General features: G+C 63.6%; 11 protein-coding genes. 1 reads left to right on the forward strand and 10 read right to left on the reverse strand.

What is annotated here, in order from left to right:
- Positions 1-19: 19 nt before the first annotated feature.
- From FJW10_RS03910 to FJW10_RS03920, 3 genes are all read right to left on the reverse strand, one after another.
- Positions 20-880, reverse strand: coding sequence for an NlpC/P60 family protein (locus tag FJW10_RS03910; protein ID WP_140898532.1), 861 nt, complete (start codon positions 878-880; stop codon positions 20-22).
- A gap of 77 nt (positions 881-957) precedes the next feature.
- Positions 958-1,308, reverse strand: coding sequence for a MarR family winged helix-turn-helix transcriptional regulator (locus FJW10_RS03915; protein ID WP_140833881.1), 351 nt, complete (start codon positions 1,306-1,308; stop codon positions 958-960).
- Between the two features lie 57 nt (positions 1,309-1,365).
- Positions 1,366-2,733 carry a leucyl aminopeptidase family protein gene (locus FJW10_RS03920; RefSeq protein ID WP_140898534.1) on the reverse strand — a complete coding sequence of 456 codons (1,368 nt, stop codon included), beginning with the start codon at positions 2,731-2,733 and terminating at the stop codon, positions 1,366-1,368.
- Positions 2,734-2,857: 124 nt separating this feature from the next.
- Here FJW10_RS03920 and FJW10_RS03925 point away from each other — a divergent pair, with 124 nt between their 5' ends.
- Positions 2,858-3,685 (forward strand): tetratricopeptide repeat protein, encoded by an 828-nt coding sequence (locus FJW10_RS03925; RefSeq protein WP_140898536.1) that lies wholly within the window; start codon positions 2,858-2,860, stop codon positions 3,683-3,685.
- An 85-nt stretch (positions 3,686-3,770) separates the two neighbouring features.
- On the opposite strand, the gene FJW10_RS03930 is transcribed toward FJW10_RS03925, so the two are convergent.
- From FJW10_RS03930 to cpaB, 7 genes are all read right to left on the reverse strand, one after another.
- Positions 3,771-4,787, reverse strand: coding sequence for a type II secretion system F family protein (locus FJW10_RS03930; protein WP_140645301.1), 1,017 nt, complete (start codon positions 4,785-4,787; stop codon positions 3,771-3,773).
- Between the two features lie 13 nt (positions 4,788-4,800).
- Positions 4,801-5,814, reverse strand: a complete 1,014-nt coding sequence (locus tag FJW10_RS03935; RefSeq protein ID WP_140833877.1) for a type II secretion system F family protein — start codon at positions 5,812-5,814, stop codon at positions 4,801-4,803.
- A 131-nt stretch (positions 5,815-5,945) separates the two neighbouring features.
- On the reverse strand, positions 5,946-7,445 hold the full coding sequence (locus tag FJW10_RS03945) for a CpaF family protein (RefSeq protein WP_140898538.1): 1,500 nt from the start codon (positions 7,443-7,445) through the stop codon (positions 5,946-5,948).
- Positions 7,446-7,475: 30 nt separating this feature from the next.
- Positions 7,476-8,759 (reverse strand): CpaE family protein, encoded by a 1,284-nt coding sequence (locus tag FJW10_RS03950; protein WP_181175225.1) that lies wholly within the window; start codon positions 8,757-8,759, stop codon positions 7,476-7,478.
- 46 nt (positions 8,760-8,805) lie between these two features.
- Positions 8,806-9,543 carry a CpaD family pilus assembly protein gene (locus FJW10_RS03955; protein ID WP_140898540.1) on the reverse strand — a complete coding sequence of 246 codons (738 nt, stop codon included), beginning with the start codon at positions 9,541-9,543 and terminating at the stop codon, positions 8,806-8,808.
- Positions 9,544-9,557: 14 nt separating this feature from the next.
- Positions 9,558-11,066, reverse strand: coding sequence for a type II and III secretion system protein family protein (locus FJW10_RS03960; RefSeq protein WP_140898542.1), 1,509 nt, complete (start codon positions 11,064-11,066; stop codon positions 9,558-9,560).
- Complete coding sequence (gene cpaB / locus FJW10_RS03965; protein ID WP_140833869.1) at positions 11,063-11,875, reverse strand: Flp pilus assembly protein CpaB; 813 nt, start codon at positions 11,873-11,875, stop codon at positions 11,063-11,065. Before cpaB ends, FJW10_RS03960 begins: the two co-directional genes overlap by 4 nt.
- Positions 11,876-12,154: the final 279 nt, after the last annotated feature.

Raw genomic sequence — 12,154 nt, forward strand, 5'->3', positions numbered from 1 at the left:
AACGGGGAGAAGGAAAAGATCAGGGCCTTCGAAACCCCGACGGGCCGCCATAGAGGTAGCCGATGCGATCGACCGCCTCTCTCAGCCCCTCGCGCGAGACCAGCATGGTGTGGCCGTTGGCGTGGATCATGTCCTTTTCGTCGGTCATGATCGCGACGTGGCCTTTCCAGAAGACGAGGTCGCCGCGTTGAAGTCCGGCAAAGTCCGGACCCGGCTCGAACGGCGTGCCGATGCTCGCCGCCTGCATGTCGGAATCGCGCAGCACATTCTCGCCGGTCATGCGCATTGCCAACTGCACGAGGCCGGAGCAGTCGATGCCGAAGCCGGAGGCGCCGCCCCAGAGATAGGGGGTCCCCAGGAAGGTTTCTGCGACGGTGACGTAGTCCTCGGCCCGCTCGGCGATCGGCCGCAGATGCACGGCGATGATCGCCTGGCCTGATGGCAGCAGCGCATAGTGCGTGCCGCGCGTTTGGGCCGAGCCGGTCACCGTGACGGTCGAGCCCATCGACAGCTGTCCGCTTATCGGAAAGCGCAGATCCGGTCCGGGGTAGAGGAAAGTGCGCGGCGTAGAGACGACGTGCGTAGGCGCATGTTCACGCGCGCCAAGAAGATTATCGGCCACATAGCCGACATAGCCGTCGCGTTCGGCCTGCACCCAGGCCCAGCCTTCGGCATCCTCGAACACCAGCACCTCGTCGCCGAACAGCGCCTGGGTGTTCACGCCGGCATCGGGGCGCGGCGCCTTGCGCAGATCTGCGACCGAGGCCGTGATCCGCGCCGGGCGGCCGGTGACGAAGCGGTCGGCGGAGACCTCGCCCTTCAGCCTCGCATCGGCAAGGTCGGAGCGGAAGGCATGAAGGCGGGCATCCCTGGCGGTCAAATCGATAAATCCAGTCAAATTCTTTGTTGGAGCATGATCTTATCCGAAAACCGGTTCCCACTTTTCGGGATCATGCTCTAGATGGGCAGTTCGTGCGCCCTGGCGACGATACCATCGCCGAAGCGCTCTACAAAGAGCGCGCCTTCCACCGTGCGCCGGATCAGCACGTTGCGCTTGTCGAGTTCATCGCGATGGCGCGAGACCAGCTTCAGCGCTCCCATCGTATCAAGGGCGCGGGTGATGACCGGTTTGGTGACGTGGAGCTTGGCGGCCAGCCCGCGCACCGTATGGGGCGGCGGATCGAGATAGATGGTGAACAGGATCGCCGTCTGGCGCATGGTGAGATCCGGCACGCCGTCGCGTACCTGGACCAGCATCACCTGCTGCCACAGTCGCAAGGCCTGGCTCGGGCGCATCGAGATCGACATCGCCCAAGCATGCCGGCAAATTGTTTCGGTTCCGTTTCAGTGACGGCGTTTTGCCGCTTACGCTCCAAAACGCCCGGCGATGACCCGCTCCAGCGCGCGAATCCCTTGCGCCTCGCCGCCGGTCAGGCCGTAGGGGCGGTCGGCCGGGTTCCAGGCGAAGATGTCGAAATGCGCCCAACTGTGGGTCTTCTCGACGAAGCGCTTGAGGAAAAGGGCCGCGGTGATCGATCCGGCAAAACCGTCCGTCGTCACATTGTTGATGTCGGCGATCCTCGAGGAAAGCTTTGCATCGTAGGGGCGCCACAAAGGCATGCGCCACAGCGGATCCTCGACCGCGACCGATGCCGCGGCCAGATCGGCGGCAAGCGTCTCGTCAGCGGTGTAGAAAGGCGGCAAATCGGGCCCCAGAGCGACGCGGGCGGCACCGGTCAGCGTCGCCATGTCGATCAGCAACGCGGGCTCCTCCTCATCGGCCAGCGCCAGCGCGTCGGCCAGGATCAGCCTGCCTTCGGCGTCCGTGTTGCCGATCTCGACCGTGATGCCCTTGCGGCTGCGCAACACGTCGCCGGGCCGGAAGGCATTGCCGGCGATCGAATTCTCGACGGCGGGGATCAGCACGCGCAGCCGGACATTGAGTTTCGCCGCCATGATCATGGAGGCGAGGCCCAGCACGTTGGCGGCGCCGCCCATGTCCTTCTTCATCAGAAGCATGCCCGACGACGGCTTGATGTCGAGGCCGCCGGTATCGAAGCAGACGCCCTTGCCGACCAGCGTCACCTTCGGCGCGTCGCCCGGCCCCCAGCTCATGTCGATCAGCCGCGGCGCGCCGGTCGAGGCCCGGCCCACGGCGTGGATCATCGGGAAGTTCCGCGCCAGGAGATCGTCGCCATGGATCACGGCGATATCGGCGCCATGGGCGGCCGCCAGCTGTCGGGCGGCTTCTTCCAGCTCGACCGGACCGAGGTCGCTGGTCGGCGTGTTGACGAGGTCGCGCGCCAGGAACACGCTGTCGGCGACGCGGCGGACATGCGCGGCGTCGACGCCCTCGGGAAGCGCAAAGCGCTGAGCCTTGCCGGGCTTCTTGCCGTAGCGTGTAAAGACATAGCCGCCCAGGACAAGCGCGAGCGCCGCGAGTTCAGACTGCGCCGGGTCCGACGCGAAATGCCAGTCGCCTTCCGGCAGCGCCCTTGCGAGCGCCCCGAGGGCAAGGGCGCTATCGCCGTCGCCGATACCGAACAGCGCCCCGGCAAGACCGCCGCCCTCGCCCGGCAGGGCCAGCGTGCGCCCTGCCTCGCCGGAAAAACCGTTGGCCTTCGCCCACGCGATAGCGGGCAGCGGCAACGCCGAGGCTTCAAGGGCGTCCTTTGCCACCAGATAGACAGGCAAGGCGGCTTGCGGCTTCTGCTCGACGAGTTCGACAGGCATGCAATGATCTCCGGCCGAACTGCTGAGTCGGCGCTTCTTAACGGTCCGTTAGGGTTAACAGAATATTTCTGCGGGAGGGAAGACGGCCAGCCAATGGCCGCACAGGAATGGAGACCGGGCGCCGATGCCTACCAAAGCGTTGAACCTTACAGCCAAGCGTCTGATCACCACGGCCTTCATGGCGGCGCTGGCGGCCAGCGTGGCCGGTTGCGGCAGCACCAGCAAGTTCACCACGGGCTCCATCTCCCGCTCCGACAGCAGGCCGCTGGAAACGATGTCGTCCAGCGAATTGCGTACCGCCACGTCCAGGCTCGGCCAGTCCTACGCCCGCAGTCCGAACGACAAGCGCATCGCGATGAACTTCGCGGCGGCGCTGCAGATGGACGGCGACGCCGACCAGTCGCTGGCGGTGATGCGCAAGCTGGCGATCGCCTATCCCAAGGATCGCGAGGTGCTTGCGGCGTATGGCAAGGCGCTTGCCGCCAGCGGCCAGTTCGAGCCGGCCCTCGATGCCGTGCGGCGCGCGCAGACGCCCGAATATCCGGACTGGAAGCTCGTCTCGGCGGAAGCCGCCATTCTCGACCAGATGGGACAGAAGGACGAAGCGCGGCAGGACTATCGCAAGGCGCTGGAACTGAAGCCGAACGAGCCCTCGGTGCTGTCCAATCTCGGCATGTCCTATGTGCTCGAAGGCGACCTGCGCACGGCGGAAACCTATATGCGCTCGGCCGCGCAGCAGCCCGGCGCCGACAGCAGGGTGCGGCAGAACCTCGCGCTGGTCGTCGGACTGCAGGGCCGCTTCGACGAGGCCGAGAAGATCGCCTCGCAGGAACTGTCGCCCGAACAGGCGCAGGCCAACGTCGCCTATCTGCGGCAGATGCTCGCCCAGCAGAATGCCTGGAGCCAGTTGAAGGATCAGGACAAGGACAAGGCGAAAGTCGCCACGAACTAACGGACGCTGCCAAGCGCCGACCGCTTCGACAATGAAAAGCCGCGCGGGGTCCGCGCGGCTTTTTTCATTGATGCGAACGGCCCGCCTACTGGCTGGAGGAGCTGTGCTGGTCGCCGAAGATGCCGCGCTGGCTGACCTGGATGCCGGCCGGACCCAGGATGATGGCGAACAGAACCGGCAGGAAGAACAGGATCATCGGCACGGTGAGCTTTGGCGGAAGTGCGGCGGCCTTCTTCTCGGCGGCGTTCATGCGCATGTCGCGGCTTTCCGAGGCGAGCACGCGCAGCGCGTGCGCCACCGGCGTGCCGTAGCGTTCGGCCTGGACCAGGGCCTGCGACACCGACTTCACCGATTCCAGGCCGGTGCGGCTTGCCAGGTTTTCATAGGCGATCTTGCGATCCTGCAGATAGGACAGCTCTGCATTGGTGAGCACGAATTCCTCGGCAAGCGCCACCGACTGCGTGCCGATTTCGTCGGCAACCCTGCGCAAGGCCGCTTCCACCGACATACCGGATTCCACGCAGATCAGCATCAGGTCGAGCGCGTCCGGCCAGGCCAGCTGGATCGACTGCTTGCGCTTGGTCGCGCGGTTGTTGACGTAGAGGATCGGCGTGTAGAAGCCGCCATAGGCGACAACGACACAGACGAACAGCTTGATGAAAGCCGGTTGCTGCGGCAGGCCGCCGAGCACGAACAGATAGATGGCCGCCAAGGCAAAACCGACGAATGGCAGGACCAGGCGAAAGAAGAGAAAACGCGTCAGCGGGTTCTGGCCGCGGAAGCCCGCGACCTTGAGCTTCTGGATCGTGCTTTCATCGGCAAGCGCGCGCCTCAGATCCAGGCGGTCGACGATGTTGCGCATGCCGATGGACTGTTCCTCGCGCAGGCCCTTGCGGCGGCGGTCGGCCTCGTTGGCCAGTCGCGTACGCTGCTCGGCGCGCAATTTGTCGCGTTCGAGCGCCACGCTCTTCATGCGCGACTTGAGCGACGTGCCGCCGAACGCCGGCATGAGCGTGAAGACGGTCGCGAACACGGCAATGCCGACCAGCATCGCGATCAGGAAGGAAGGGTCGGTGAGTGTTTTGACGACCTGCTCTGTCACTGGATCCGCACCCCTAGACTTCGAAGTTCATCATCTTGCGCATCACCAGGATGCCGATCGACATCCACACACCCGAGCAGCCGAGGATCAGGTTGCCGACGTTGGTGGTGAACAGCGGCATGATGTAGTTCGGGCTCGACAGATAGACGAGGAAGGCGACGACGAAGGGCAAGGCGCCGATGATGACGGCCGATGCCTTGGCTTCCATCGACAGCGCCTGGACCTTGGCCTTCATCTTCTTGCGGTCGCGCAGGACGCGCGAAAGATTGCCCAGCGCCTCGGACAGATTGCCGCCGGCCTGCGACTGGATCTGGATGACGATGCCGAAGAAGCCGGCCTCGCTGCACGGCATGGTCTCGGACATGCGCATGGCGGCGTCGGGCACCGACATGCCCATCTGCTGGGAATCGACGATGCGGCGGAATTCGGACCGGACCGGTTCGGGCGATTCGTTGGCGATCAGGCGGATCGCATCGTTGAGCGGCAGGCCGGACTTGACCGCGCGCACGATGATGTCGAGCGCGTTCGGAAATTCTTCCAGGAAGGCCTTGACGCGACGTGTGCGGCGAAACGACACGAACCAGCGCGGCAGGCCGAGGCCGCCCACCAGCAGGGCACCGGGCAGAGCCCATAGAGGCGCGCCGAGGAAAAAGAGAACGGCCGTCAGGATGATCCCGCAGACAGCGGAATAGATATAGAAACGCTCGATCGGAACCTGCATGCCGGCTTGGCGGATCTGAGCCTTCAGCGGCGGTTTCTTGACGTTGCGATCGTTGGTCTTCTGTTTCTCGTCGAGCTGCTTCAGCGAGTCCTGGACGTTTTTTCGCCGCTTGACCGCTTCCGCTGCGCGGTCGCGCGTCGCTTTCACCACCGACCGGTCGGTTTCGGCTGTCTTGACGGTCTGAAGCCGCTTGCCGGCCTGCTTCTCGTTGTCGATGCGCGTGAACAGAAAAGCATAGGCCACCGCGCCGGCGCTGAAGCCGGCAAGCGCGATGAAAGCCAGTACGGTGGTGTCAATTCCGAACATCGACCTGGATCCCCAGGGCATTTCGCCGTTTCAAAGAAACGGCGAACCGACCTATCTCTTTGTTTAGACGCAATTCCGGGCGGAAAACCGCTTCACACTTTTCCTGGAATTGCTTCAGACCTCCAGCTGCATCAGTCAGCGCGTTTCTCCATCGCCTCGAGCGCGTTGGCGAGGCGCTGTTCCTCGCCATAGTAACGGGCGCGGTCCCAGAAATGCGGACGGCCGATGCCTGTCGACACATGCTCGCCGACCAGCCGGCCGCCGGCGTCTTCACCCTTGATGTTGTAGAGCACAAGATCCTGGGTGATGATGACGTCGCCTTCCATGCCGACCACCTCGGTGATGTGGGTGATGCGGCGCGAGCCGTCGCGCAGGCGGGCCGCCTGGATGATCACGTCGATCGAGCCGACGATGATCTCGCGCACCGTGCGCTGCGGCAGTGAATAACCGCCCATGGCGATCATCGATTCCATACGGTTGAGGCATTCGCGCGGGCTGTTCGAGTGGATCGTTCCCATCGAGCCGTCGTGACCGGTGTTCATCGCCTGCAGCAGGTCGAACACTTCCGGTCCGCGCACCTCGCCGACGATGATCCGCTCCGGCCGCATGCGCAGGCAGTTCTTGACCAGATCGCGCATGGTCACCTCGCCCTCGCCCTCGAGATTGGGCGGCCGGGTTTCGAGACGGACCACATGCGGCTGCTGCAGCTGCAGTTCCGCCGAATCCTCGCAGGTGATGACACGCTCCTCGCGGTCGATATAGTTGGTCAGGCAGTTGAGCAGCGTTGTCTTGCCGGAGCCTGTGCCGCCCGAGATGACGATGTTGCAGCGGACACGCCCGATAATCTTGAGAACCTCCGCGCCTTGCGGCGAGATGGCGCCGAACTTGACCAACTGGTCCAGCGTCAGCTTGTCCTTCTTGAATTTGCGGATGGTGAGCGCAGTGCCGTCGATCGAGAGCGGCGGCGCGATGACGTTGACGCGCGAGCCGTCGGGAAGGCGCGCGTCGCAGATCGGGCTCGATTCATCGACCCGGCGGCCGACCTGGCTGACGATGCGCTGGCAGATGTTGAGCAGCTGCTGGTTGTCGCGGAAGCGGACGCCGGTCTGCTCGACCCTGCCGTTGACTTCGATGTAGACGTTCTTGGAGCCGTTGACCATGATGTCGGCTATGTCGTCGCGGGCAAGCAGCGGCTCCAGCGGTCCATAGCCCAGAACGTCGTTGCAGATGTCCTCGAGCAGCTCTTCCTGCTCCGAAATCGACATTGCGAAGTTCTTGATCGCGATGATGTCGTTGACGATGTCGCGGATTTCCTCGCGTGCGCTCTCGGGATCGAGCTTGGCGAGTTGCGACAGGTCGATCGTGTCGATGAGAGCGGAGAAAACCTGGCTCTTGGTGTCGTAATAGGTTTCCGAGCGCTCGCGCTGGACTTTTCTTGGCGGCTCCAGCGCCATAGGCGGCGCCTCGACGGGACGGCGCGCCGGCGCGGTGGCGGGCGGGCTGGAGGTCGGCGCAGCCGGCCGCTCGGCCGTCATCGTCCCCGCCGAAGCGGGCGCGGCGGAAGCAGCTGCAGGCGGACGGAATTCGGGCGTTGCCCGGCTGCCGTCGTCTTTGCCTCTTTTACCAAACATGATCGACTACCCGATGCCGCTCAATCAGCGTCACTTCTTGTTGCGCGAGAGCTTGCCGAGGATCGAGCCCAGGCCTGCCTTCTTCTTTGCCTTGATTTCGCTGCGCCCGGTCAGCACATGCGCTATTTCATTGATGGTGGTGACGACCGGGCTCTTTGCGTCCATCTCGCTCAGCATACGGCCGTTGTTGGCGGCATTGCCGAACAGCAGCGGTTCGAAGTTGATCACGGCCATCGGCGTGATGCCGAGCGGTTCGGCGAAATCGGACGCCGCGATCTCGGGCCGTTTCGGTACCCCCGCCTGGTTGATGATCAGCTTCGGCGGCGGATCGTTCGGACGCAACCGCTTCAGCATGTCAACCATGTTCTTGGTGTTGCGCAGATTTGCGAGCTCGGGCGTGGCCGTGATGACGATCTCGTCCGCCTTGATCAGCGTGCTCTTCGTCCACCCGCTCCAGACGTGAGGGACATCAAGGACCAGCAGAGGCGCGCTGCGCTGCGCTGTCTCTATGATCTGGGAGAAGGCCTCTGAATCGAAATCGTAGACGCGCTCGAGCGTGGAGGGAGCCGCGAGCAGCGACAGATGCTCGGCGCATTGCGCAAGCAGACGGTCGAGATAGACCTCGTCGACCCGCTCGGGCGAAAACACCGCCTCGGCGATGCCTTGCGCCGGATCCTGATCGAAATTGATGTTGGCGGTGCCGAAGGCCAGATCGAGATCGGCAATGACGACTTCGGACTTGAACAGCGAAGACATGGCCCAGGCGACATTGTGAGCGATGGTCGACGAGCCGACGCCGCCCTTGGCGCCGATGAACGCGATCGACCGGCCGATCGGCTCCGATTCCGGATCGACGAAGATCGACGACACGACGCTGACGATGTCGGTCATCGAGACCGGCGCGATGACATATTCGGAAATGCCGGACCGGATAAGCTCGCGATAGAGCCCGACATCATTGTAGTGGCCGATGACCACGACCTTGGAGGACGGATCGCAATATTCCGCGAGCTGGCCGAGTTGTTCGAGCAACTGCTGCGGTTCGCTGCGCGATTCCAGCAGGATGAGGTTCGGTGTCGGCGCGGACTGGTAGAACTCGATCGCCGTCGGGATGCCGCCCATATGGACCTTGAGATGAGCCTTGGCCATCCGGCGATCCTCGCCGGCGCGCTCGACGGGATTGGCGACCCCCTCGGTCTCGCAGAAAGCCTGGATCGAAATGCGCGGCACGGGACGCAGCGCCTGCATGGCGGCGATGTCCTGCTGCGAAAGGTCGCCGGTTTCCGCGGGCGTGTCGTAGGCAAGATTGCTCATCGTCATGCTCTTTCCGAGACTGTTTTCTTCGTCGTCCGGGCGCGACTCAGTAGGTTACTTCCGAATTGCCGAGGAACTCGTCCGAGATGCCCCTCTCGCGGTATTTGTCGATCACCGCGCCGCGATTTTCAGCGTCGATGTCGGACTGCTTGCGCGGCCCGATCAGATCGTTGGGGTTGGCCACCTGGGCCGCGAGGTTGTTCTGATAGGAGCAGCCGAAGTCGGCATAGTGCTTGTTCTCCGACGTCTCCAGAATGTCGTCGGGCCAACGCCCGCATTTGTCGGTCTGGGCCCGCACCGCGACGAAGGCGACGCGCACCGGGGCGGACGCCTCGGGCACTGCCGACTGATAGGACGTCATGACGATGCGGTTGCGCTTGACGCCTGCCGCCATGGCGAGCCTGGCAAAATCGCGGCCGGCCGATCGGGCGGCGACCTCGTTGGCCGACCCGGCCGGCATCGCGATCGTCAGCGCCGGCGCGGCGCTCTTGTCGTAGCCGCCGAGAAAGCCGAGCAGCGTATCGCGCTGCGCGCCGGTCATGCCGCGATCGCCGGCGCCGACCGGCAGGTCGATCTTCTGGTTCTTCTCTGCGATGACGATCGGATGGGTCGTGCGATAATCGTCCGGTATCGACCCGACCGTAACGCTGTCGCGGTGCCAGTTGGCGCAGCCGGTGAGCGACGCTGCAAGCATGACCGCCAGCGCCGGGACCACCTGCCGACGGATCCTTGCGATACCGGATGCTGTCCGGACCGTCATGACCTTCGATGCTGACTTGGACATATCCGCATTCCCACTCATTTGTAGATGAAGCCCACGACACCGTGATAGCGGCCGGCTGGCCTGTCGGTCTGCATGGTGCCGTAGACGCGGTTGACGCGGCCGAGGAACATACCGGCGCCGTCGCTCGCAGGATTGAAATTGTCATCCGGCTTCGCCAGATCGTTGCGTGCAACAGGCTTGACCAGGTAAGGCGTGATGATGATGACGAGCTCGCTTTCGTTGCGCACGAAATCGCGGCTGCGAAATAGAGCGCCGAGGACCGGTATCTTTGTCAGGCCGGGCATGCCGTTGAGGGCCTGGCGCACATCATCGCGAACAAGTCCGGCGATCATCATCGATCCTCCGGAAGGCAGCTCCACGGTCGTATCCGCCAAGCGCTTGCGCAGCGATATGATGTTGGTATCGCCAAATGCAACGGAGCCTTCCGTCGTCGGCTCCGACACCGCGGTTCTTACTTTCAGGCTGATACGGCCAGCCGACAGGACCACCGGTTGGAATTCCAGTCCGATGCCATAGTCGACCTTCGATGACGTCCAGGTTCTGTCGGCATTCTGATTGTCTGCCGATTTGTTGTTGGTGACGGCGGTCACTATGTTGTATTCGCCGCCGACCTTGAACGTCGCCTTCTCACCGGAGACCGCCGTTAACGTTGGTTCCGCCAGTGTCTTCATGGCACCAGACTGCTCCATGGCGTTGATGGTGCCTTGCAGGGATGAAGTGGCGAAGCTCAAGCCTGAGGTGGATAGTGGCTTGCCCAGACCCGGGAAAGTATCGCTGATCGCACCATAGCTGATGCCATTGCTGCCACCGCGGCCAACCATGTTAACGCCGAGTTGCTTCATCACCGAGCGGCTGACTTCAGCGACGGTCACCTTGAGCGTCACCTGATCGTCGCCGATGATCTGCAGGAGGTTGACGATCTTGGAGGTCCGGCGCTCCTGGTCGGGATTGTTGATATCGACGCCGCCATTAACCGAGCCGCCGGCGGCGGTCTGCGAATATTGACCCGTCGTCGCTTCACCGCCGGACACGAAAATGGTTGCCAGGTCGACGGCGCGCTTGGAATCGAGCGGCGTGTCGACCATGCCCGTCAGGACGACGTTGTCGTTGAGAAGCTCGACCTTGATCTGCGAGGACGGGATGAAGCGCTTGAGATAGTCTTCCAGCCCTGCGACGTCGCGCTCGACGGCCAGATCCAGGCTGACGATCTGCTCGCCATTGGGGCCGAAAACGAAGATGTTGGTTTCGCCGACCGCCTTGCCGAACAGGTAGATGCGCCGCGCCGTGCGGGTCACGGCATCGGCAACCGCCGGATTGGCGACGAGGATATCGTAGGCGTCGCTCGGCAAGTCGATGACCACGGATTTGTTGAGGCCGAGCTTGACGCGCTGCGTGGCGACGGAAGCCGAGACGCCGGCGCCCGCGGCTTTGGCTTCGGCCAGTCCCGGGGCGCCGGTGCCGAGTAGGAGAAAACCGATCGCCGCGGCGGCCAGGAAGGGCAGCATTCTACCGTTTGGCCTCATTTCCTTGCTCCCACCTCGGAAACCTCGCCGGACTTGATCAGCCGCACGGTTCCGCGTCGGCCGTTGCCGTTGACCAGATAGTCGGCTTCGTCCGTATTCTTTTCATGGATGTCGGTGATCGGGCGCAGCGCCAGCGTCAGGCGGTCCGCCATCTGCTGCGCCACGGTGATGATCTCGGCCTGCTGCGGCGTCAGCTCAAGCGTCGCGGTCTGGCCGACCCTGGTCTTCTTTCCTTCCTCATCTTCCTGGATGGTCTGGTCGATGGCCAGCACGCGGATGTTCTTGAGGATGGTCTCGGTGTTGAAGCCGCTGCCGCCGTTGCCGGTGTCGGCGCGGCGGGTCATGATGACGTCGACGAAGTCGTTGGGCAGGATGAAGCCGCCGGCGGACGTGTCGGCCGATATCGCGGTCGCGACGGCGCGCGTGCCGGAAGGCAGGATCGACGACATGAAGCTCTGCCCCTCGCCGACCAGCTTGGAGCGGCGCAACGGCTCGCCGGTATACATGGCCACGCGGGCGACCGAGCCCTTGAGCTTTTCGACCGCGTCAGGCTCGGCGGCGCGCGTGATGAAGTTGGCGTTGACGCCATCGGCCGGCCATTCTTCCCAGCTGATGTTGGTGCCGAGCTGGCTGCCCATCGACACGTCACCGGAAAGCACCAGCACATCCTGCAATGCGATCGCCGGCTGTCTGGGCGCATCGATAACGACCTGAGGCGGCGGCGCCACGACCATGTTCTTCGCCACGTAGCCCGCGCCACCCGCCGCGACCGCAGCCACGCCCAGAATAATCAATCGGGATGCTGGCATTCGTCCGAAACCCTTCGCCTCGTGGCAAACCACCTCGCCAGGCCGGACTTTGCAGCTGCAATCGTCAAAACAAGGTTAATGTAATACTTACGATCGTGATTAATTTAAGGTTTACTCAAATTGGATGGAACGGCCCGCCGTTAACAAAAAAGGCGGCTGGGCCGCCTCGGGATCGCCGACATCTATATCGCCAGAGGCCTAAGGCGCGTGGCGGAATTCAGACCGCGCGCGTCAAACCTTTGCTTGATGCACGTCGTTGTCGCTGAACCGCTGCGCACT

Source organism: Mesorhizobium sp. B4-1-1 (assembly GCF_006439375.1).
Taxonomy (GTDB): Bacteria; Pseudomonadota; Alphaproteobacteria; order Rhizobiales; family Rhizobiaceae; genus Mesorhizobium.

Bases quoted from the DNA above. Each gene is read 5' to 3' on its own strand.
- FJW10_RS03960 (WP_140898542.1), bottom strand. From the start codon at position 11,066: ATGAGGCCAAACGGTAGAATGCTGCCCTTCCTGGCCGCCGCGGCGATC.
- FJW10_RS03950 (WP_181175225.1), bottom strand. From the start codon at position 8,759: ATGAGCAATCTTGCCTACGACACGCCCGCGGAAACCGGCGACCTTTCG.
- FJW10_RS03935 (WP_140833877.1), bottom strand. From the start codon at position 5,814: ATGTTCGGAATTGACACCACCGTACTGGCTTTCATCGCGCTTGCCGGC.
- FJW10_RS03945 (WP_140898538.1), bottom strand. From the start codon at position 7,445: ATGTTTGGTAAAAGAGGCAAAGACGACGGCAGCCGGGCAACGCCCGAA.
- FJW10_RS03915 (WP_140833881.1), bottom strand. From the start codon at position 1,308: ATGTCGATCTCGATGCGCCCGAGCCAGGCCTTGCGACTGTGGCAGCAG.
- FJW10_RS03925 (WP_140898536.1), top strand. From the start codon at position 2,858: ATGCCTACCAAAGCGTTGAACCTTACAGCCAAGCGTCTGATCACCACG.
- cpaB (WP_140833869.1), bottom strand. From the start codon at position 11,875: ATGCCAGCATCCCGATTGATTATTCTGGGCGTGGCTGCGGTCGCGGCG.
- FJW10_RS03920 (WP_140898534.1), bottom strand. From the start codon at position 2,733: ATGCCTGTCGAACTCGTCGAGCAGAAGCCGCAAGCCGCCTTGCCTGTC.
- FJW10_RS03955 (WP_140898540.1), bottom strand. From the start codon at position 9,543: ATGTCCAAGTCAGCATCGAAGGTCATGACGGTCCGGACAGCATCCGGT.